Below are 21,912 nucleotides of genomic sequence, written 5' to 3'. Positions count from 1 at the left end.
GATAATAAAAGTTAAGGTTGCTGGCATTGCGCTGTGAGCGGCGCAGGCCTTTAGGGACGCTCCATGAATTTCGAGTTGCTGTTTCGCACGCAGTCTGCCGACGCAGCTGCATCGTCCGCACCGGTTCAGCCGGTCCGTTATGCGCTGACCGGCGCGAAGGGCGGTTTCTCCCGCACGCTGCTCGCGCAAACGCGCCTGATGCCGCGTCTCGCGGCGACACTATTGTGCGACCTCGACCTCGGCGGTCTGCGCGCGCTGTGCCTGGAGCTTGGCTTCGACGCGCAATCGCTGGTGGTGTGCGCGGATGCGGCGGCTGTCGCCGCGCTGCCCGCCGACGCGATCGGGCTGATCGCCGATGTCGCGCTGCTCGATCCGTCGCGTTACGACATCCTCGTCGAAGCGACCGGCAATCCGTCGATCGGCTATCGCGCCGCGCGTCGCGCGTTGAACGAAGGGCGTCACGTCGCGATGGTCAGCAAGGAAGTCGATGCGGTCGCGGGGATTTCGCTGTCGCAACTCGCCGCGCGTCAACGCGTGGTGTACACGACCGCCGACGGCGACCAGCCGTCGAACCTGATCGGTTGGGTGACGTGGGCGCGCACGCTCGGTCTCGACGTGGTCGCGGCCGGCAAGTCGAGCGAATACGACCTCGTGTTCGATCCGAAAACCGGCAACGTCACGCAACTCGACGAATCGTTCGCCGCGCCCGGTCTTGCGTCGTTGATGCAACTCGGCGACGACATTCCGGCAACGCTCGCGGCACGCCGCGCCGCGCTGAACGGACGCAAGACGTCGGCCACCGCCGATTACTGCGAGATGTCGGTGGTGGCGACCAATATCGGCTTCGTGCCGGATGTCGAACTGCTGCATTACCCGGTCGCGCGCACCACCGAACTCGCGGACGTCTACGCGATGCGCGAGGACGGCGGCGTGCTGAACACGAGCGGCGTGATCGACGTCTTCAATATGCTGCGTCTGCCGGAAGAAGCGAGTTTCGCGGGCGGCGTATTCGTCGTGGTGCGTACGCACGATGCACCGACGTGGGCACTGCTTCAGCAGAAAGGCCACGTGGTGAGCCGCAACGGCCGCTATGCGTGCATGTATCTGCCGTACCACTTCATGGGCGTCGAAACGCCGATCACGCTGCTCGACGCGGTGGTGCACGGCCGTCCTTCCGGCGCCGAAACGCCGACGCAATGCACGATCCTCGGCGGTCGCGCGAACGTCGATCTGCCGGCCGGCACGGTGCTGAAAATGGGCGGTCATCATCACGATGTGACCGGTGTACAAGCGGTGCTGGTGGCCGGAAAAACCGCACCGCGCGATATCGCACCGCTCTATCTCGCCGCGCATGCGACGCTCGCGCGCGACGTCAAGGCCGGCGACCTGCTGACGCTCGACGACCTGCAAGGCCACGATCCCGAGCTGCTCGCCGCATGGCGCGACGGCTACGCGGCCTGACGGTCCGGCCCACGTCAGTTACATCGAGATCGACTAGCAAAGACATCAAAGACATATAAGAGGGGAGACGACACATGCAGGGCGAAGCAGTCACTATTGCGATGGCGGTCGGTGCGATCGTCGTTCTGATCGTCATGATCGCGCGGTTCCGGTTGAGTCCGTTTCTCGCGCTGACCTTGACGGCGATCGGTTTGGGCATCGTCGCGGGCGTCACGCCCGAACATACGATCGACAGTTTTGCGAAGGGCTTCGGCGGCGCGCTGGCGCGCACCGGGCCGGTGGTCGGGCTCGGCGCATTGCTCGGCGGGATTCTGATCGGCACCGGCGGCGCCGATCGCATCGCGAACGCGTTCATCGGCAAGCGGCCGGTGCAATACGCGCCGTGGACCGTGTGCGCGGCGGCGTTGCTGATCGGCATGCCGCATCTGTTCGATGTCAGCTTCATCATGCTGGCGCCGCTGGTCTATACGGTCGCACGACGCACCGGCAGTCATCTGCTGTTTATCGGCTTGCCGCTCGCGGCGGGTCTGTATGTGTCGCACGGTTTGTTGCCGCCGCATCCGGCGCCGATGCTGGCCGTGGTCGCGTATCACGCGAATACCGGCCTGACGCTGTTCTACGGCTTGCTGATCGCGATTCCCACGGCGGTGATTTGCGGTCCGTTGTTCACGCGTGTGATGCAGCGCAGTTTCGGTCCTTCGCCGAATCTCGACGGCGGCCCGGTGGCCGCGCTTCAGGTCGATACCACGCGTCCGCCGGTTTCGCTGGTTGCGGCCGTGATTTCGGTGCTGATTCCGCCGGGACTGATGTTGATCGGCACGCTCGGCATGGCGAACACGGTCAAAGGCACGACGGCGTTCATCGTGTTTCAGGCCGTCAACGATCCGATCCTGTCGCTGCTCGCGGCCGTGCTGTTTGCGTTTTTCGCGCTCGGCGTGCGGCATGGTTTCTCGCTCGACCAGATGCAGAAGATGACCGCCAAAGGTCTGGCACCGCTCGGCGTGATCCTGCTGATTCTCGGCGCGGGCGGCGGCTTCAAGCAGATGCTGAGCTCGATCCATCTGGATACGATCATCGTGCATCACACGGCGGGCTGGCCGGTGAATCCGTTGATCCTCGCGTGGGCGATCGCCGCGTTGCTGCGAATTTGCGTCGGCTCGGCGACGGTTGCGACGGTCGCCGCGAGCGGCATCGTTGCGCCGCTGATTCTCGCGCATCCCGGCGTGTCGCCGGAACTGATGGTGCTCGCCACGGCGTCGGGCGCGGTGATGCTGTCGCATGTGAACGATTCGGGTTTCTGGCTGTTCAAGGAGTATTTCCAGTTGACCGTTTCGCAGACGTTGCGGACGTGGACGCTGATGCTGAGCTTGCAGTCGTTCGTCGGGCTGGCCGGCGTGCTGCTGATCGAAGCGGTGATCCGAAGCTGACCCGCGAAACCGATCCGATAAGATGACGGCGCATTGCGCGCGCGCATCCCAAGGACCCACTCATGCCAAATTCCACCCGAACCGACCCCGCCGACCGCGTCAATCAGGCCATCCAGACCGCAGGCGTCACGCCCGACGCCGACGTGAGCGATCCGCCCGCCGCGGTCGATGCGCCGATGATCCCGGATCAGCGGCGCGAATCGATGTTGCGTCAGTTGCGCCGCCACAAGGTGCTGAGCGTCCATCAGCTGATGGAGATTTTCAACTGCTCGCATATGACGGTGCGCCGCGATATCGCGGCGCTGGAGCAGGGCGGTCTGGTGTATTCGGTGCCGGGCGGTGTGCGGATCGCGAGCGAACTGAATACCGAGCCGAGCCATCAGTCGAAAGCGACCATCGAGCAGCCGCAGAAGCACGGCATCGCGCGCCGCGCGTCGCAGTTGCTGCGGCCGGGCATGACCGCCTATCTCGACGCCGGTACGACCACGCTGTCGATGGTGCCGCACATCGTCGCGCTGTCGGGCATGACGGTCGTGACCAACGACTTCGCGATCGTCCAGGCGCTGGCGGAATCGCCGGTCAACGTGATTCACACGGGCGGGCTGCTCGACCACGCAAATCTGTCGAGCGTCGGCGGGCTGGCGGCGGCGACGTTGCGCCATGTGTCGATCGACGTCGCGTTCATGTCGGCGAGTTCGTGGGACTTGCGACGCGGCGTGACCACGCCGTCGGCGCCGAAGGTCGAAGTGAAATGCGCGGCAATGGACGCCGCATCGCAAACGGTGCTGGTCGCGACGAGCTCGAAATACGGCACGTTCGGCTTGTACAAGGTTGCGGGACTGGAACAGTTCGATCTGGTCGTCACCGACGAAGGTCTCGCGTCGGCTGCGGCCGCCGGGATTCGCGAAGCCGGTGTCGATCTGGCGATTGCCGCGGCGGAACCGGCGCCCTGAATCGTGCGGCGCAGCCTTACAGCGGCTTTCATGTAGTAGCAGAAAAGGTCCGCCGCGCTTCCGACTACATTGCGTCAACATCCCCGGACGACCGGCTCTGAAGGCCTAACGTCGGTGATTAGCGGCGATTGTTACGTGCCAATCGTTTGCGAAATCATGAGAGCGCGCGTCAATCGGCAATTGTTCCTATTTGTCTAAAGATTCTTATGTAGTTGCCGTAAACGCAAGAGACTGTGTCGAGCACAGCAATTGTCTCCGGGGAGAATCGACGATGAGAGCAGGTAAGGCAGCGATGTCGCTGCAAGCGCGGATTGCGCTGACGATGGGTTTTCTGGCTGTGCTGATGGTGGCGATCGGTGTGCTTGGTTTGCTTGGCGCGAGCCGCGCGAACCGCGCCAATCGCGATACGTACGAAAATAAGCTGACCGCTGCGACGAATATCGGTAACGCGGAGATTTACATTGCGCGCACCCGTCTCGTGCTCGATCGCGTGGCGCTTCATCCGGACGATCCGAAGTCGGGCGAGCAGATCGATCGCGCGGTGGGCTTCTTCGCGAAGTCGGACGAATGGTGGAAGCAGTTCGTCGATCAGCAGCATGAGGAAAACGAAGCCGAACTGATCGGCGATGCGACGCAGCGCCGTCAGGCGATGCGCGGCGCGGTGTCCGCATTCATCGACGCGATCAAGGCGAACAATCGTGAAGACGTCGACAAGATCGCGATGACGCAACTCAGCGCGCTGTACAACGATATGAGCGCCGCGAACGAGAAGGTCAAGACCGCGCTGTACACCAACGCGAAGAACAACTACGACGCGGCGCAATCGAGCTTCAACACGTCGTTCTGGCTGTCGATCGGCATGATCTCGATCGGCGTGATCGCGGCGGGGTTGAGCTGGCTCGCACTGCGTCGCGCGATCATGAATCCGCTGAACCAGGCACTCGAACATTTCGACGCGATTGCCGCGGGCGACCTGAATCGCCGCATCGTGGTGGTCAACGAAGACGAAATGGGCACGCTGCTGCGCGGTGTCGGCAAGATGCAGGACAGTCTCGCGAAAACGGTGCGCTCGGTGCGTAACAGCAGCGAATCGATTGCGACGGCCACGCGCGAAATCGCGTCCGGCACGATGGATCTGTCGTCGCGAACGGAAGAGCAGGCGGCGTCGCTCGAAGAGACGGCGGCCAGCATGAGCCAGTTGACCGCGACCGTGAAGCAGAACGCCGAGAGCGCGCGCACCGCGAGTTCGCTCGCCGACAACGCATCGCTGGTCGCGACGCGCGGCAACGACGTGGTCGAACGCGTGGTCGGCACGATGGGCGGCATCGACGCCAGCTCGCGCAAGATTGCGGACATCACCGGCATCATCGAAGGCATCGCGTTCCAGACCAATATCCTGGCGCTGAATGCAGCCGTCGAAGCGGCGCGCGCAGGCGAACAGGGACGTGGCTTCGCGGTGGTCGCAAGCGAAGTGCGCAGCCTCGCGCAACGGTCGTCGACGGCCGCGAAGGAGATCAAGGATCTGATCGCGGACTCGGTCAACACCGTGACGGTCGGCACCGAACTGGTCGCCGATGCGGGCAAGACGATGCAGGAAGTGTTGATGGCGGTGCGTCAGGTGACCGACATCATGAATGAGATCGCCGCGGCTGCCGAAGAGCAGCGCGCGGGCATCGAACAGGTCGATACGGCGGTCAGCCAGATGGACTCGATCACGCAGCAGAACGCTGCGCTGGTCGAACAGGCAACCGCAGCGGCACAGGCGCTGAGCGAGCAATCGAGCAGCCTGCACAGTTTCGTCGAAGTGTTCAAGCTGGCCTGAACCCCGAACGAAACCGGCAAACAACGATTTCCCCACAACGACCTCTCGCAAGATATGACCTTACCTAACGATCGTGGTCGCCGGAGCTTTCTGAAAGGCTCGCTGGTGATTGCACCGATAGCCGTGGTCGGCATCTCGGGCGCTGTAGTAGCACAGTCGGGTGCGCAACCCGGCGCGCAGCCGCCGCTCAGTTCGCCGCCGCCGGACATTCCCACCGTCGACAAATACACGCCCGGCTATTTCACGCCGGAAGAGTGGGCGTTCGTGGTCGCCGCAACCGATGTGCTGATTCCGAAAGACAACGTCGGTCCGGGCGCCGTCGAACTCGGCGTGCCGCAATACATCGACCGTCAGATGCAAACGCCGTATGGCGACGCGACGCGCTGGTACATGCAGGGCCCGTTCCTGCCCGCCGAAGCGGAATTCGGCTACCAGTCGAAGCTGACGCCGAAAGAGCAGTTCCGGATCGGTATTCGCACGATCAACGCGTATTGCCGCGAGCACTTCGGCAACAAGACCTTCGCCGAACTGACGACCGCGCAGCAGACCGATTTCTTCAAGCAGGTCGAGTCCGGCAAGCTGACCGTGGAAGGCTTCAAGCTCAAAACGTTCTTCAGCGGCTTTCTGCTGAAACTCACCTACGAAGGCTACTTTTGCGACCCGTCTTACGGTGGCAACAAGGACATGGCCGCGTGGAAGATGATCGGCTATCCCGGCGTGCGCGCCGACTATCTGGAGTTCGTGGGTGAGGCCAAGCCTTATCCGTATGCACCGGTCAGCCTGTACGGCAAGCGAGGATAAGACGTGGCAACCATCAAGAAAAAGCCGGTCGACGCGGTTATCGTCGGCTTCGGCTGGACCGGCTCGATCATGGCGATCGAACTGGCCAACGCAGGTCTGAACGTGGTCGCGCTCGAACGCGGCGACGCGCGCGACACGATCCCCGATTTCGCGTATCCGCAGATCGTCGATGAGATCAAATACTCGGCACGGCAGGCGCTGTTGCAGAACCTGGCCAAAACCACGGTCACGAACCGCCACACGAAGAACGACACGGCGGTGCCGTATCGTCAGATCGGTTCGTTCAAACCGGGTGAAGGGGTGGGCGGCGCGGGTTCGCACTGGTCGGGCGTGCAGTCGCGCGTGATGCCGGACGAGTTGCGTCTGCAGAGCCACATCACCGAGCGCTACGGCGCGAAGTTCATTCCGGAAGGGATGAATCTTCAGGACTGGGGCGTGACCTACGACGAACTCGAATCGAGCTTCGATCGTTTTGAACGCGTGTGCGGCACGTCGGGCAAGGCGGGCAATATCGACGGCAAGCCGCTCGAAGGCGGCAATCCGTTCGAAGGCCGTCGCTCGAACCCGTATCCGCTGCCGCCGCTGGCCGACCATCCGACCGGCAAGATGTTTGCGAAAGCCGCGACGGAACTCGGCTACAAGCCGTTCGCGCTGCCCGCGGGTAACGCGTCGGGTCCGTACACGAACGAATACGGCTGCCAGTTGGGCCCGTGCAATTTCTGCGGTTTCTGCAGCGATTACGGTTGCCTGAACTACTCGAAAGCGTCGCCGAATACTGCGGTCATTCCGGCGCTGATGCGCAAGAAGAACTTCGAATTGCGGGTGAATTCGCACGTCGTCAAGGTCAATATGGATTCGACCGGCAAGCGCGCGACGGGCGTCACCTACATCGACGCGGAAGGCAACGAGGTCGAGCAACCGGCGGAGATGGTCGTGCTCGCGGCGTTCCAGTTGCACAACGTGCATCTGATGCTGCTGTCGAAGATCGGCACGCCGTACAACCCGGATACCAACGAAGGCACCGTGGGCCGCAACTTCTGCTACCAGTTGCTGAACAGCGTGAACATGTTCTGGGACAAGGACACGTACATCAACCAGTTCATGGGTGCGGGCGGCGGCGGTCAGGCCATCGAGGAATTCAACGCGGACAACTTCGATCACAGCAAGCTCGGCTTTATCGGCGGCGGGATCATCTGGGGTCGTCAGACGGGCAATGGTCCGGTTCGCGGCATTCCGTTGCCCAAGGGCACGCCGAAGTGGGGCACCGAGTGGAAGCAGGCGGTGAAGGACAACTTCCTGCACACCGGCCGCATCGAATCGCAGTGCAGCAACATGGCGTATCGCGCGAACTTCCTGGATCTGGATCCGAACTACAAGGATGCATACGGTTCGCCGCTGCTGCGTCTGACGCTCGACTGGCAGGACAACGATCTGCGGGCGTCGGAATACGTCGCGGGCAAGATGATGGAGATCGGCCAGAAGATGAATCCGAAGTCGATTTCCGGCCGGATTCTGAAGCCCGGCACGCACTGGGACACGCGCGCGTATCAGAGCACGCACATCAGCGGCGGCACGGCGATGGGCGCGGATCCGAAAACCAGCGTGGTCAACAAATATCTGCAGAGCTGGGATGTGCCGAACCTGTTCGTGCTCGGCGCGAACGTGTTCACGCACGGCATCGGCTACAACCCGACGGGTCTCGTGGGCGGTCTCGCATACTGGGCGGCGAAGAATGTCGTCTCGCAGTATCTGAAGAACCCCGGCGCCGCGATGGTGCAGGTCTGAGCGAGCGATAAGACATGAGGAAAATCATTACGGGTGTAGTGGCCGCCGCAGTGGTGGTCGTGGGCGCGGCATGGGCGTTTGCTTCGGTGAGCCCGACGGTGTCGATCGATCCGGCGGTTGCAAGCCGGGCCGGCGACGCGGTGCATGGCGCGTATCTCGCGAAGGTCGGCGATTGCGTGGCGTGTCATACCGCGAAGGGCGGTGCGCCGTTCGCGGGTGGCGTGCCGTTCAATACGCCGGTCGGTACGGTCTATTCGACCAATATCACGTCGGATCGCGAGCATGGGATCGGCGGATATACGTTCGAGGAGTTCGTGCTGACGATGCGCGAAGGCGTCGCGAAGGGCGGCAAGCGTCTGTATCCGGCCATGCCGTTCACGTCGTACGCGAAGGTATCGGATGCGGATTTGCGCGACCTGTACGCGTATTTCACGACGCAGGTGCCGGCTTCGGATCAACCGGAGCATGCATCGGGCATCGTGTGGCCGTTGAGCATTCGCTGGCCGCTGGCGTACTGGAGCCGCGCGTTCCATGACGACACGCGTTTCGTCAACGATCCGTCGAAGAGCGTCGAGTGGAATCGCGGCGCGTATCTGGTGCAAGGTCTCGCGCACTGCGGTACGTGTCACACGGCGCGCGGCGTCGGGATGGAAGAAGTGGATCTGAGCGGCAAGACCGACAAGTATCTGTCGGGTTCGTCGCTGGATCGCACGGCGCCGATCGATCTGCGTTCGGCAGCGGGCGCGGGTCTCGTCAACTGGTCGCACGACGACATCGTCGCCACGCTGAAGACGGGTCGCAATCCGCATTCGGCAGTGTCGGGTCCGATGGGCGAAGTGGTCGAGAACAGCACGCAGTACATGAGCGACGCCGATCTCGCTTCGATCGCGGTGTATCTGAAGAGTCTCGGTGCACCGGCCGGCACACCGTTCCATGCGGATGCGTCGACCGTGTCGTCGATTCTCGCGGGCACTGCGACCGGTCGCGGCGCGAGCGTGTATCTCGACAGCTGTTCGGCGTGTCACCGTGTGAACGGTCAGGGCGCGGCGCGAGTGTTTCCTTCGCTGGTCGACAATCCGGTCGTCACGCAAGACAACCCGGATTCGCTGGTTGCGGTGATCCTGAACGGCGCACGTTTGCCGTCGACGGAAAGCACGCCGTCGCGTCTTGCGATGCCGGGTTTCGCATGGCGTTACAGCGACGACGACGTGGCGCAACTCGCGACGTTCGTGCGTTCCAGCTGGGGCAATCACGGCGTCGCCGTGACGGCCGATCAGGTCGCGAAGGTACGTGCGCGACTCGCGCAGCAGTAATGTACTGAGCAGTCAACGCTCTGGGTTCCGGTAGCGATCCGGAACGCGGAAAAAACGATGCGCCGGTGGGCTCGACAAGCCACCGGCGCATTTTTTATGCCTTCAGCAAAGGCTTATTCTTTGACGATCTGCCCGAACGGTATCTCGACCGGCGACGGCGACGCATGCGTCTGACGATGCTTCTGACGCATCGGTTTCAGCACGAAGATGGCGAGCAGCGCGGACAGTGCCGCCATTCCCGATGCGAGCATGAAGACTGCGTGCCAGCTTCCGGTCATCGTGGTGATCACGCTGCTGAACGGCACGAGTAGCGCCGCCGTACCCTTCGCGGTGTACAGCAGACCGGCGTTGGTCGCGGCGAATTTCGAGCCGAACGTATCGCCGCACGTCGCGGGAAACAGGCTGTAGATTTCGCCCCACGCAAAGAACACGATGCCCGTCAGCACGACGAACGCGACTGGCGTATGACCGTATTTCGACAGCAGCAGAATGCCGATCGCCTCGACGCCGAACGCGATGAACATCGTGTTCTCACGACCGATCCGGTCCGACACCCAGCCGAAGAACGGACGCGTCAGACCGTTGAGCACGCGGTCGATAGTCAGCGCGAAGGTCAGCGCGGGCAAGGTCAGGCCGAGCAGCGACACGGGCGAATCGTGCAGACCGAAGTCTTTCGCGATCGGTCCGAGCTGCGCGGTCGCCATCAGGCCGCCGGCGGCCATCATCACGAACATCGCGTACATCACCCAGAAAATCGGCGAGCTGACGACCTCGCGCGGCGTCGCGTTGTAGACGGCGTTCTTCAGGTTGTTCGCCGCGTTTTTCACCGACGCGAGCAACTCGGTCGGCGGTGCGTACAAGGCCATGCCGAGCAGGAACACGATCGCGCCCTGGCCGAGCCCGAACCACAGGAACGTCGCTTCGTAGCCGCTGCTTTTGATCATGTGCGCAATCGGCACGACGGTCGCGGCGGAACCCGCGCCGAAGCCCGCTGCGGTGATCCCGGCCGCGAGTCCGCGACGGTTCGGGAACCACTTGAGCGCGTTGCCGACGCAGGTGCCGTAAACCGCGCCCGCACCGACACCACCGATGGCCGCCGCCACGTACAACAGCGGCAACGACGACGCGACGGAGTTGAGTGCCCACGCGACCGCGCAGAGCAAGCCGCCGCCCACCACCACCGGACGCGGACCGTACTTGTCGACCAGATAACCTTCGATCGGAACCAGCCACGTTTCGGTCACGACGAAGATCGTGAACGCGACCTGGATCGCCGCACGTCCCCAGTGATGCTTGTCGTCGATCGGGTTGACGAACAAGGTCCACCCGTATTGCATGTTCGCGATCATCGCCATGCAGACGACACCGAACACGAGTTGTACCCACGGCGATGCGAGAGGCGACCTGCCTCCTTGACGACTCATTTCCATCACTGTCTCCTTTGGCGTTTTGACGGGCTTTGCTGTTGGCTGTTTTGATAGGGATGGGTTGCCGCCTTCCCGTTTCGTTCGACGCATTCGTCGCGTGTCCTTCGCGAATCGCGACGCGTTTTCGACGGCGGCAATGGCTACAAGATATGTGATATATCAAGTAAGTCAAGTGAAAGAGACCGAGGGGTTTTCACCAGATCGGGTTAACGATGAAAGGTTTTTGAAGGGGAGCGTTTAAATCAGTTTGGGCAAAAAAAAGCCCGTCGGTGCGCGGCCGGCGGGCTGAGGCATGGTGCGTGACAAGGCTGCCCGCAACATGTTCGAGTGTTATAGATGAAAGGTTGATGTAATGTCAATCTCGCGTGTTCCCTCAAGTTTTCCCCACCCCGGCCGTCAATGACGGTGTGACCTCCTCTCGCGACGAGGTGATGTGAACCACGGGATGGAGATCCGCAGTGACCAGCCACGACAAGCACGACACGCACAACAAGCACGACGATCACGACACCATCGCGCTCGGCGCGGAATTCCTGCGCCACGACGACACCGACGCGCGCTACCTCGAACACGATGCGGACGTCTATCGCACGCTACTGGAATCGACGAAGGCGATCCCGTGGAAGATCGACTGGGCCACCATGCAGTTCACGTACATCGGTCCGCAGATCGAAGCGCTGCTCGGCTGGGCTCCGTCTACGTGGCGATCCGTCGAAGACTGGGCGACGCGAATGCATCCCGACGATCGCGACAAGGTCGTCGAATTCTGTGTGTCGCAATCGAAGGCGGGCACGGATCACGAAGCCGACTATCGCGCGCTGACCCGCGACGGCGGCTACGTGTGGTTGCGCGATGTGGTGCACGTGGTCCGCAATGCAGCCGGCGACGTCGAGTCGCTGGTCGGTTTCATGTTCGACATCAGCGAGCGCAAGAAAACCGAAGAGAAACTCGCGCAACTGCAACGCGAACTCGAAGCGTTGTCGTTCAAGGACGGACTCACGGGAGTCGGCAATCGCCGGATGGTCGACTCGGTGATCCAGCGCGAATGGGAGGCCGGAAAAGACAGCGGCTGGCCGCTGTCGGCGATCATGATCGACATCGACTTCTTCAAGTCCTATAACGATTACTACGGTCACGTTCAGGGCGATACGTGTCTGAAACGCGTCGCCACAGTGCTCGGCTCGGCATTGCGTCGCGATGATTTTCTCGGACGCTTCGGCGGCGAGGAATTCGTGCTCGTGTTGCCGAACACCACCGCCGATGCCGCGATGCGCGTCGCCGAACGATGCCGCAACCTGATCGCGTCGGAAGAGATCGCGCACGAACGCTCGCCGTTCCGGCAAGTCGTCACCGCAAGCTTCGGCGTCGGCACCATCGTGCCGTCCGCGCAGGAAGATCCGGTCGGCTTTATCAACCTCGTCGACACGCAGTTGTATCGCGCCAAAGACAACGGCCGCGACTGCATCGCGGCGATCGATCGAAGCGACGCGGCGCTCGTCGCCGGAAGCCGGTCGCGCTGATCCGTCTCGCCGGACAGCCAACGCACAGCGACGCCAGCGAGGCACAGGCGTGGTGCGACGCACCAGAAAATCGCGTTCGCGAATCGCAATGGGGCGCAGCCGCGATTCGTCGGACGTGTATCGCGCGCGTCGCCCGCGCTGAAAAAAGCCGTTGAAAACTGGCATCGCACTGTCCGGCGCGCTCATCTTCCGATGCCCCGTGCGCCTTGTCTGGAAAGGCGCGCGCCGTTCCTGAACGACCACCGCCTAATCGTTTCGCACGATGATTTCCAACTCGATCCTCCACCGTCAATTCACGATGGCATAGCTATTGCATTGACTCGTCCACGGCCAACGACGGCCGCAGCAATTCCATCACTTTGACGTGTCCGCGTGCCGGATGCGTCATCGGGACAACGGCGTCCCGAACTTCGATCGACGTGATCCGCGCAAGCGGGTTGCGCGGACGATGTTCGGGACGCTTTTTTTTTGCCGACGTGTTTTCAATCGCAATCGCACCTGTGAGAGTGCCCCATGAAAAACCTGCTGAACTCGCTGACTAGCGGTAACTGGCGCGCGCTACTCGCGTGCTTCCTGTACTTCGATACCGGCTTCACGGTGTGGGTGATGTTCGGGCCGCTCGCGCCGTTCATCAACAAGGACATCCACATGTCGCCGGCCGAACTCGGCTTTCTGGTCGCGGTTCCGGTGCTCGGCGCGGCGATTCTGCGCGTGACGCTCGGCAATCTGTATCAGGCGTATGACGGCCGGCGCGTGGCGCTGCTGGGCGTTGCGCTGTCGGCGTTGCCGTCGATCGTGCTGCTGCTGTTGCCGTCGACGCCGTCGTACACGATGCTGCTCGTGCTCGGCGTATTTCTCGGTGTCGGCGGCGCGAGCTTCGCGGTCGCATTGCCGATGGCGGGCAGCAACTATCCGCCGAAGGTGCAAGGTCTGGTGCTCGGCCTCGCGGCTGCGGGCAACATCGGTGCGGTGCTCGACGGCTTTATGTTCCCCGGTCTCGCCAATTCGTTCGGCTGGGCGAAAGCGGCGGGCGCGGCGTTGCCGTTGCTCGCACTCGCGGCCGTTGCGATCTTCTTCTGGGCAAAAGACCTCGGCACTAAATCCGGTAGCGCGCCGGCTGCATTACGCAGCTTCGTCGTGACGCTGGTGGGCTTGCTGGCGCTCGTGCTCGCCGTGCATGCGGGCGTGTTCGGCGCGGGCAAGACGGGCGTGCTGCTGCTGCCGCTGCTCGGCGCGTTGCTCGCGATCGCCGTGTTGCCGCGTCACTATCGCTCGGTGCTGGCGGAGCGCGACACATGGGTGGTCATGCTGGTGTACAGCATCACGTTCGGCGGCTTCGTCGGCATGTCGTCGTATGTGACGACGCTGCTGGTGTCGCTGTATCAGATGCCGAAGCTCGAAGCGGGTCTGTTCATGTCGCTGCTCGCGTTTATCGGCGCGCTGGTGCGTCCGATCGGCGGTCTGGTCGCGGATCGCATCTCCGGCGTGCGTGCGCTGGTGATCCTCCTGGCCGCGATCTCGGTCGCCGACTTCGCGTTCGCCGCATGGATGCCGCCGCTCGGCGGCGGGATCGCGCTGCTGGTGTTTACGTATCTGTGCTTCGGTCTCGGCAACGGCGCGACGTTTCAGCTCGTGCCGCAACGCTGGAAGGGCAAGACCGGGCTGATGTCGGGCATCGTCGGCGCGGCGGGCGGGATCGGCGGCTTCTATCTGCCGGTGATCATGGGCATGGCGAAGGAATCGACCGGCAGTTACCAGATGGGCTTCGCGACTTTCGGCGGCATCGCTGCAGTGGCATTCGTGCTGGTGGTCCTGCATCGCACGCGTTGGCTCGAATGGGCGCTGCCCAATGAAGTGTCGATGCCGCGCGAAGCGTTGCAAGGCGCAACCGTGCGCGCCGATGGCCGCGCGTGAGGCGCCGCACGATTCAACCATCTGGTGCACGCACGTAGTGCTGCGTCGCACCACCGTTGTGCCGCGATGCCTCGCCATGCATCGCAAGTCTGCAAGCGCGAGCTGAGCGGAATCGCGGAAACGCCGTACGTATAGGTGTTTTCGTGCTTTCCGGCAGAGTGGCACAGCCCTTGCATTAGATAGATCAAGCGGGCCAACGACGGTCCGGATGCCGTGCAGATCACCGCATGGCAGCATCAACGGTTTCCCCTACAGCATTCTGGACAATGGCGTCCCCTGAACCTGGTCTATGGCCGGGTTCTCGGGACGCTTTTTTATTTGCCGGACGGAAAAGATGCACTCCACACTCGCAACGGATGAGGTCTCCACCATGAACGTCATCGTCATCGGCCACGGGATGGTCGGCCACAAGTTGCTCGAAACCCTCGCGGCGAGCGAAACGCATGCGCTGCACGTTACCGTGTTGTGCGAGGAGCCGCGCCCGGCCTACGATCGCGTGCATCTGTCCGAATTCTTTTCGGGCAAGAGCGCGGACGATCTTTCGCTGGTTGCGCCGGGCTTCTTCGATCGCGACAACGTGCTGCTGCGCCTGAATGCGAAGGCGGTGTCGATCGATCGCGCGGCGCATACGGTGACGATTTCGACCGGCGAAACGCTGTCTTACGACAAGCTCGTGCTGGCCACCGGCTCGACACCATTCGTGCCGCCGATCGCGGGCAACGACCGCAAGAACTGCTTCGTCTACCGGACCATCGAAGACCTCGAAGCGATGCAGGCGGCGGGCGCGCAGTCGAAGACGGGCGTGGTGATCGGCGGCGGTCTGCTCGGTCTGGAGTGCGCGAAAGCGTTGCGCGACCTGGGCCTCGAAACGCACGTGGTCGAGTTCGCGCCGCGCCTGATGGCGGTGCAGGTCGACGACGGCGGCGGCCGCGTGTTGCGCGCGAAGATCGAAGAACTCGGCGTGACCGTGCATACGCAGAAGAACACGACAGCCATCGTCGATGGCGAGACCAGCGTGAACCGGATGGAATTTGCCGATGGCTCGCATCTTGACGCCGACATGATCGTGTTTTCGGCCGGCATTCGCCCGCGCGACGACATCGCGCGCGCGTGCGGACTCGAAACCGGTTCGCGCGGCGGCATCGTGATCGACGATGCCTGCCGCACCAGCGATCCCGACATCTACGCAATCGGCGAATGCGCACTGTGGAAAGGGCAGATTTTCGGTCTGGTCGCGCCGGGATACGACATGGCGCGCGTGACGGCGAAGCAGTTGCTCGGCGACGAAGCGGCATTCGGCGGCGCGGATATGAGCACCAAGCTGAAGCTGATGGGCGTGGATGTCGCGAGTATCGGCGATGCGCACGGCAAGGCCGAAGGCAGCCGCACCTATCAGTTCAGCGACGAGCGCAAACAGGTCTACAAGAAGCTGGTGGTGTCGGATTGCGGCAAGTATCTGCTCGGCGCGGTGATGGTGGGCGACGCGGCGGAGTACGGCACGTTGCTGCAAATGATGCTGAACCGGATCGAACTGCCGGCGTCGCCGGAATTCCTGATTCTGCCGCAGGCGGACGGCAAGTCGAAGCCGGGTCTCGGCGTCGAGGCATTGCCGGCGAGCGCGCAAATCTGTTCGTGCAACAGCGTGTCGAAAGAGCAGATCTGCAATGCGGTCTGCGCGGGCGCGACGACCATCGGCGCGGTGAAAAGCGCCACCTGCGCGGGAACGTCCTGCGGCGGTTGCGTCGCACTCGTCACGCAGGTGATGAAAGCCGAGATGAAGAAGCAAGGTCTCGCGGTCAACAATCACCTGTGCGAACACTTTCACTATTCGCGTCAGGCGCTGTATCACATCGTGCGTGTCGAAGGCGTCAAGACCTTCGGCGAACTGCTCGCGAAGCACGGTCACGGGATGGGTTGCGACATCTGCAAACCGGCTGTCGCCGGCATTCTCGCGTCGTGCTGGAATGAGTTCGTGCTGAAAAAAGAACACGCGAGCCTGCAGGATTCGAACGACTACTTCCTTGGCAATATCCAGCGCGACGGCACGTATTCCGTCGTGCCGCGCATGCCGGGCGGCGAAGTCACGCCGGAAGGATTGATCGCGGTCGGCCAGGTCGCAAAGAAGTACGGCCTCTACACGAAGATCACCGGCGGTCAGCGCGTTGATCTGTTCGGTGCGCGCGTCGAACAGTTGCCGTCCATCTGGGAAGAACTGATCGCGGCCGGTTTCGAGTCGGGTCACGCGTACGGCAAGTCGGTGCGCACGGTGAAATCGTGTGTCGGTTCGACGTGGTGCCGTTATGGCGTCGGCGATTCCGTCGGTCTCGCGGTCGAAGTGGAGAACCGCTACAAGGGCTTGCGCACGCCGCACAAGATCAAGTTCGGCGTATCGGGCTGCACCCGCGAATGCGCGGAAGCGCAGGGCAAGGATATCGGCATCATCGCGACGGAAAAGGGCTGGAATCTCTACGTCTGCGGCAATGGCGGGATGAAGCCGCGTCACGCGGAACTGATTGCGTCGGACCTCGATAAGGCCACGCTGATCCGCTATATCGACCGTTTCCTGATGTTCTATATCCGCACGGCAGACCGTCTGCAGCGTACCAGCGTGTGGCGCGACAACCTCGAAGGCGGGCTCGAGTATCTGGTCGATGTCGTCGTGAACGACTCGCTGCAGATCGCGGCCGAGCTCGAATCGGAAATGCAGCTGGTGGTCGATACCTACGAATGCGAATGGAAGAAGGCGGTCAACGATCCGGCGACGCGCCGCCGTTTCCGCCATTTCGTGAACAGCGACGAGCGCGACAGCAACGTGACCTTCGTCGAGGAGCGCGGTCAGATCCGTCCGGCGACGCCCGAGGAACGGCAGCAGGTCAAGCCGTTTCCGGTGCCGGTCGTGGCGGAAGCGGTGTGAGCAAACAGCGAATCAACCAGGAGAGCGCCATGAGCAACGACAGCAATCAGCAGATCTGGGTGCCGGTGTGCCGCCTCGACGACATCGTGCCGAATACGGGCGTGTGCGCACTCGTCAACGGTGAGCAGGTCGCGATCTTCCACGTCGACGACGGCACCGAACGGGTATTCGCGATCCACAACTTCGATCCGACTTCGCAGGCGGCGGTGTTGTCGCGGGGACTGGTCGGCAATCTCGGCGACCGGATCGTCGTCGCATCGCCGATCTACAAGCATCACTTCGATCTGACGACCGGCGAGTGCCTCGAAGAGCCGCAGCATTCGGTGAATGCGTTCGCGGCGCGCGTCGAAAACGGCGAAGTGTGGGTCGCGGCGGCTTGAGCGCCGGTTAAAGCGAATTCGACTATGTCCGGGAAAAGCGTCAACACGGTTTGTCCTTATTGCGGCGTCGGCTGCGGGATGACGCTGCACGTCGAAAACGGTCAGGTCGTGAAGATCGCCGGCGACAAGGAGCATCCGACCAACTTCGGACGGCTGTGCACCAAAGGTTCGTCGGCGCATGTGGCGCTGCGCAAGTCGGGTCGGCTGGAGCGCGCGTTCGTGCGCGGCGCGCGCAATCAGGACCCGTCGCCGGTGCCGGTCGATCAGGCCATTACCGATGCCGCCCGCCGTCTGCGCGCGACGCTCGATACGCACGGTCCGGATGCCGTGTCGTTCTACGTGTCGGGCCAGATGTCGATCGAGGCGCAGTACCTGATCAACAAGCTCGCGAAGGGCTTCGTCGGTACCAACAATATCGAGTCGAATTCGCGGCTGTGCATGGCGAGCGCGGGCAGCGGCTACAAGCTGTCGCTCGGCGCGGACGGCCCGCCAGGATCGTACGAAGACTTCGATAAAGCCGATCTGTTTTTCGTGATCGGCGCGAACATGGCCGACTGTCATCCGATCCTGTATCTGCGGATGATGGACCGCGTGAAGGCGGGCGCGAAACTGATCGTCGTCGATCCGCGCCGCAACACCACGGCTGAAAAAGCCGGCCTGTTCATGCAGATCGCGCCCGGCACCGATCTCGCGTTGCTGAACGGACTGCTGCATCTGCTGTACGAAAACGGCAAGACCGACGCCGCGTTCATCGCTGAATTCACCAAAGGCTGGGACGCGATGCCCGCGTTTCTCGCCGGCTACACGCCGGAGAACGTGTCGGCGATCACCGGCATTCCCGAAGCGCAAATCCGCGAGGCCGCGCGGTGGATCGGCGATGCGCCGAACTGGATCAGTTGCTGGACGATGGGCCTGAACCAGAGCACGCACGGCACGTGGAACACCAACGCAATCTGCAACCTGCATCTCGCGACCGGCGCAATCTGCAAACCGGGCAGCGGACCGTTTTCACTGACGGGCCAGCCGAATGCGATGGGCGGTCGTGAAATGGGCTACATGGGGCCGGGCTTGCCCGGACAGCGCTCGGTATTGGTCGAGAGCGACCGGGCCTTCGTAGAGGCGATCTGGGGCGTTCCCGAGGGTACGTTGACGACGTCGGTCGGGCAGGGCACGGTGGACATGTTCTCGCGGATGGCTGCGGGCGAGATCAAGGCCTGCTGGATCGTTTGCACGAATCCGGTGGCGAGCGTCGCCAATCGTCAGACGGTGGTGGCCGCGTTGCAGAACGCGGAACTGGTGATCGCGCAGGACGCGTTTCTCGACACCGAAACCAACCGCTACGCCGATATCCTGCTGCCGGGCGCGCTGTGGGCCGAAGCCGAAGGCGTGATGATCAACTCCGAGCGCAACCTGACGCTGATGCAGAAGGCGATCGATCCGCCCGGCGAAGCGTTGCCCGACTGGCAGATCATCGCGCGCGTCGCTTGTGAAATGGGATTCGCCGACGCGTTCGACTACGCGTCGGCGGAGGACGTGTTTGCGGAAATCACGCGCTTCCAGAATCCGAAAACCGGCTACGACCTGCGCGGCGCGAGTCACGCAAGGCTTCGCGATACGCCGCTGCAATGGCCGGTTGCCGCGGGCAGCACGAACGACCGCAACCCGGTCCGCTATCTGAACGATGGCGTGAGCCAGACGCTGCTCGAACGCGATGACGGTCATCGTCCGCGCCTCGTGTTTCCGACCGCGCACGGCAAGGCGGTTTTCTTTGCGCGGCCGCATACGTCGCCCGCCGAAATGCCGGACAACACGTTTCCGATCGTGTTCAACACCGGCCGTCTGCAACATCAATGGCACACGATGACCAAGACCGGCAAGGTGCCGATGCTCAACAAGCTGAACCCGGGTCCGTTCGTCGAGATTCATCCGGAAGATGCGAGCGCGCTCGGTATTGCGGCCAAAGACAGCGTCGAGATCCGCTCGCGTCGCGGACGCGCGGTGTTGCCTGCGGTCGTCACGGATCGCGTGCGCGCGGGCAACTGCTTTGCGCCGATGCACTGGAACGACGTATTCGGCGAGGAGTTGTGCGTGAACGCGGTCACCAGCGACGCAATCGATGCGATCTCGCAGCAGCCCGAACTGAAATTTTGCGCGGTGTCGCTGACGCGCGTCGCGAGCGCGCCCGCGCGCGATCCTTCCCATGCCACGCCGCAACACCAGGATAAGGATATGTCCCGTATCGATGCACTCGCCGCGTTGCTCAAACTGAGCAGCGACGCGCCACCTTCGTTGAGCGACAGCGAGCGGCTTTATCTATCCGGCTACGTCAGCGGATTGCGTCAGGGCGCGGCCGCGAACCCGGGTCGCGTGCCGGTCGTGCCGTCGGGCGCACCGCTGTCGGCCAACGCCAGACTGTGGCTCGGCGGCGCGCTGGACGGTCTGTTCGGTTGGGCCGACAGCGTGCCGTCCACATCAGAAAGCGGTGCGTCCGATCCGGCTGCGCCGGAGTCCGCGGCGACTGTGCGGATCGTCGGAGCACGGCCCAAAGTCACGTTGTTGTGGGCATCGCAGACCGGCAATATCGAGTCGTTGACGGAAGACTATGCGACCCGGTTGATGGAAGCGGGTTTCGAGATCCGCACCGCGTGCATGGCCGACTATCAACTGTCCACGCTGGCGAACGCGCAATACGTGTTGCTGATGTCGAGCACGTTCGGCGACGGCGACGCGCCCGATAACGGCGCGGATTTCTGGAACGCGTTGAGCGCGCCCGACGCGCCGCGACTCGACGGCGTGCGCTTCGCCGTGCTCGGATTCGGCGACCGCAACTACGATCAGTTTTGCGGACACGGTCGCAGGCTCGATGCGCGCCTCGCGGAGCAGGGCGCGACGCGGATGCTGGATCGCGTCGATTGCGATACCGGGTTTCAACCGGCGGCGAACGCGTGGCTCGACCGGATCGTCGCGCGTATCAAGGACGACGATGCGGCGCTGCGCGTGGTCGCGGCCGATGGAATGATTCCGGCGGTGCTGCCCGGCACGTTGCCGACCAAGGCGAATCCGGCGGCGTCGCGACTCGTGAAGAATCTGCGGCTGAACCAGAGCGGCGCGACCAAGGACACGCGGTATGTGTCGCTGGCGACCGGTGACTCCGGCCTCGATTACGAAGTGGGCGATGCGCTCGGCGTGTGGCCGACCAACTGTCCGGAACTCGTCGATGAAGTGATCGGGCTCGGTAAATTCGATCGCAATGCGCCGGTCGAGGTCGCGGGCGTCGGCGAAATGCGCCTCGCCGATGCGCTCGGCAAGCACTTCGAAATCGCGCGGCCGAGTCCGGAGGCGTTGTCGCTGATCGCGTCGCGCAGCAACGACGCGACATTGCGTGCGCTGCTCATCGACGATCGCAAGAGCGATCTGAAGAAATGGCTGTGGGGGCAACAGCTTGCGGACGTGCTGCACGAGTATCCGGTGGCGTTGTCCGCGAGCGATCTGGTCGGCGTGCTCAAGCGCATCCAGCCGCGTCTGTATTCGATCGCGTCGAGCCCGAAAACGCATGCGGGCGAGGTGCATCTGACGGTGTCGGCGGTGCGCTACAACAACGGCCGGCGACATCGCAAAGGCGTGTCGTCCACGTTCCTCGCGGATCGCGCCGGCGACGCGAATGTGCCTGTTTTCGTGCAGAAATCCGCGCATTTCCGGCCGCCGCGCAACGGTGACGCGCCGATGATCATGGTCGGACCGGGCACCGGCGTCGCGCCGTTTCGCGGCTTCCTGCACGAGCGTCTCGCACGCGGCGATACCGGGCGCAACTGGTTGTTCTTCGGCGAGCAGCATGCGGCGACAGATTTCTACTATCGCGACGAACTCGAAACGATGCGCGGCAAAGGTCTGCTGACGCAACTCGATCTCGCGTTTTCACGCGATCAGGCCGACAAGATTTACGTTCAGGACCGGATGCGCGAGCAGGGCGCGCAACTGTGGGACTGGCTCGAATCGGGCGCGCATTTCTACGTGTGCGGCGACGCGAGCCGGATGGCGAAAGACGTCGACGCCGCGTTGAAAGATGTCGTCGCGATGCACGGTGCGATGAGCGCCGAACAGGCGAATGCGTATGTCAGCCAGCTGGCGCGCGACAAGCGCTACGTTCGCGATGTCTATTGAAAATTTGATTGTTTGCGGCGCGTTTATTGGTCGT

At 63.0% G+C, this 21,912-nt stretch carries 13 protein-coding genes; 12 read left to right on the top strand and 1 reads right to left on the bottom strand.

Features of this window, described 5'->3' with window-relative positions; genetic code table 11:
* Positions 1–63: 63 nt before the first annotated feature.
* The 7 genes from PW947_RS04905 to PW947_RS04875 all read left to right on the top strand — a co-directional run bounded on the left by PW947_RS04905 (position 64) and on the right by PW947_RS04875 (position 9,562).
* The gene (locus PW947_RS04905) at positions 64–1,461 is read left to right on the top strand and encodes a homoserine dehydrogenase (RefSeq protein ID WP_299629949.1); all 1,398 of its coding nucleotides are present in this window, start codon (positions 64–66) and stop codon (positions 1,459–1,461) included.
* 74 nt (positions 1,462–1,535) lie between these two features.
* A complete protein-coding gene (locus PW947_RS04900; protein WP_299629948.1) occupies positions 1,536–2,888 on the top strand; it encodes a gluconate:H+ symporter in 1,353 nt (450 codons plus the stop codon).
* 62 nt (positions 2,889–2,950) lie between these two features.
* Positions 2,951–3,841: a DeoR/GlpR family DNA-binding transcription regulator gene (locus PW947_RS04895; protein ID WP_299629947.1), complete on the top strand. Its 891-nt coding sequence runs from the start codon at positions 2,951–2,953 to the stop codon at positions 3,839–3,841.
* A 271-nt stretch (positions 3,842–4,112) separates the two neighbouring features.
* A complete protein-coding gene (locus PW947_RS04890) occupies positions 4,113–5,663 on the top strand; it encodes a methyl-accepting chemotaxis protein (RefSeq protein ID WP_299629946.1) in 1,551 nt (516 codons plus the stop codon).
* 54 nt (positions 5,664–5,717) lie between these two features.
* Positions 5,718–6,464, top strand: coding sequence for a gluconate 2-dehydrogenase subunit 3 family protein (locus tag PW947_RS04885; protein WP_299629945.1), 747 nt, complete (start codon positions 5,718–5,720; stop codon positions 6,462–6,464).
* 3 nt (positions 6,465–6,467) lie between these two features.
* Positions 6,468–8,249, top strand: a complete 1,782-nt coding sequence (locus PW947_RS04880; RefSeq protein ID WP_299629944.1) for a GMC family oxidoreductase — start codon at positions 6,468–6,470, stop codon at positions 8,247–8,249.
* Between the two features lie 14 nt (positions 8,250–8,263).
* Positions 8,264–9,562 (top strand): cytochrome c, encoded by a 1,299-nt coding sequence (locus tag PW947_RS04875; RefSeq protein ID WP_299629943.1) that lies wholly within the window; start codon positions 8,264–8,266, stop codon positions 9,560–9,562.
* A 113-nt stretch (positions 9,563–9,675) separates the two neighbouring features.
* Here the strand turns inward: PW947_RS04875 and oxlT are convergent, their stop codons facing one another.
* Positions 9,676–10,992, bottom strand: a complete 1,317-nt coding sequence (oxlT, locus tag PW947_RS04870) for an oxalate/formate MFS antiporter (RefSeq protein WP_299629942.1) — start codon at positions 10,990–10,992, stop codon at positions 9,676–9,678.
* A 509-nt stretch (positions 10,993–11,501) separates the two neighbouring features.
* Between oxlT and PW947_RS04865 the strand changes: the two genes are divergently transcribed.
* The 5 genes from PW947_RS04865 (at position 11,502) to PW947_RS04845 (ending at position 21,878) form a co-directional block, all read left to right on the top strand.
* Entirely contained in the window at positions 11,502–12,509 is a 1,008-nt protein-coding gene (locus PW947_RS04865) for a sensor domain-containing diguanylate cyclase (RefSeq protein ID WP_299630579.1), read from the top strand.
* Positions 12,510–13,022: 513 nt separating this feature from the next.
* Positions 13,023–14,423: an MFS transporter gene (locus PW947_RS04860; RefSeq protein WP_299629941.1), complete on the top strand. Its 1,401-nt coding sequence runs from the start codon at positions 13,023–13,025 to the stop codon at positions 14,421–14,423.
* Between the two features lie 370 nt (positions 14,424–14,793).
* Complete coding sequence (gene nirB / locus PW947_RS04855) at positions 14,794–17,337, top strand: nitrite reductase large subunit NirB (RefSeq protein WP_299629940.1); 2,544 nt, start codon at positions 14,794–14,796, stop codon at positions 17,335–17,337.
* A gap of 29 nt (positions 17,338–17,366) precedes the next feature.
* Positions 17,367–17,717, top strand: a complete 351-nt coding sequence (nirD, locus tag PW947_RS04850; protein WP_299629939.1) for a nitrite reductase small subunit NirD — start codon at positions 17,367–17,369, stop codon at positions 17,715–17,717.
* A gap of 24 nt (positions 17,718–17,741) precedes the next feature.
* Complete coding sequence (locus PW947_RS04845) at positions 17,742–21,878, top strand: bifunctional nitrate reductase/sulfite reductase flavoprotein subunit alpha (RefSeq protein WP_299629938.1); 4,137 nt, start codon at positions 17,742–17,744, stop codon at positions 21,876–21,878.
* The last annotated feature ends 34 nt before the right edge of the window (positions 21,879–21,912 follow it).

Source organism: Paraburkholderia sp. (genome assembly GCF_028283785.1).
Lineage (GTDB): Bacteria > Pseudomonadota > Gammaproteobacteria > Burkholderiales > Burkholderiaceae > Paraburkholderia.
Note: the sequence above shows the minus strand (reverse complement) of the source record. Positions and strands in the feature narration are given on the sequence as shown.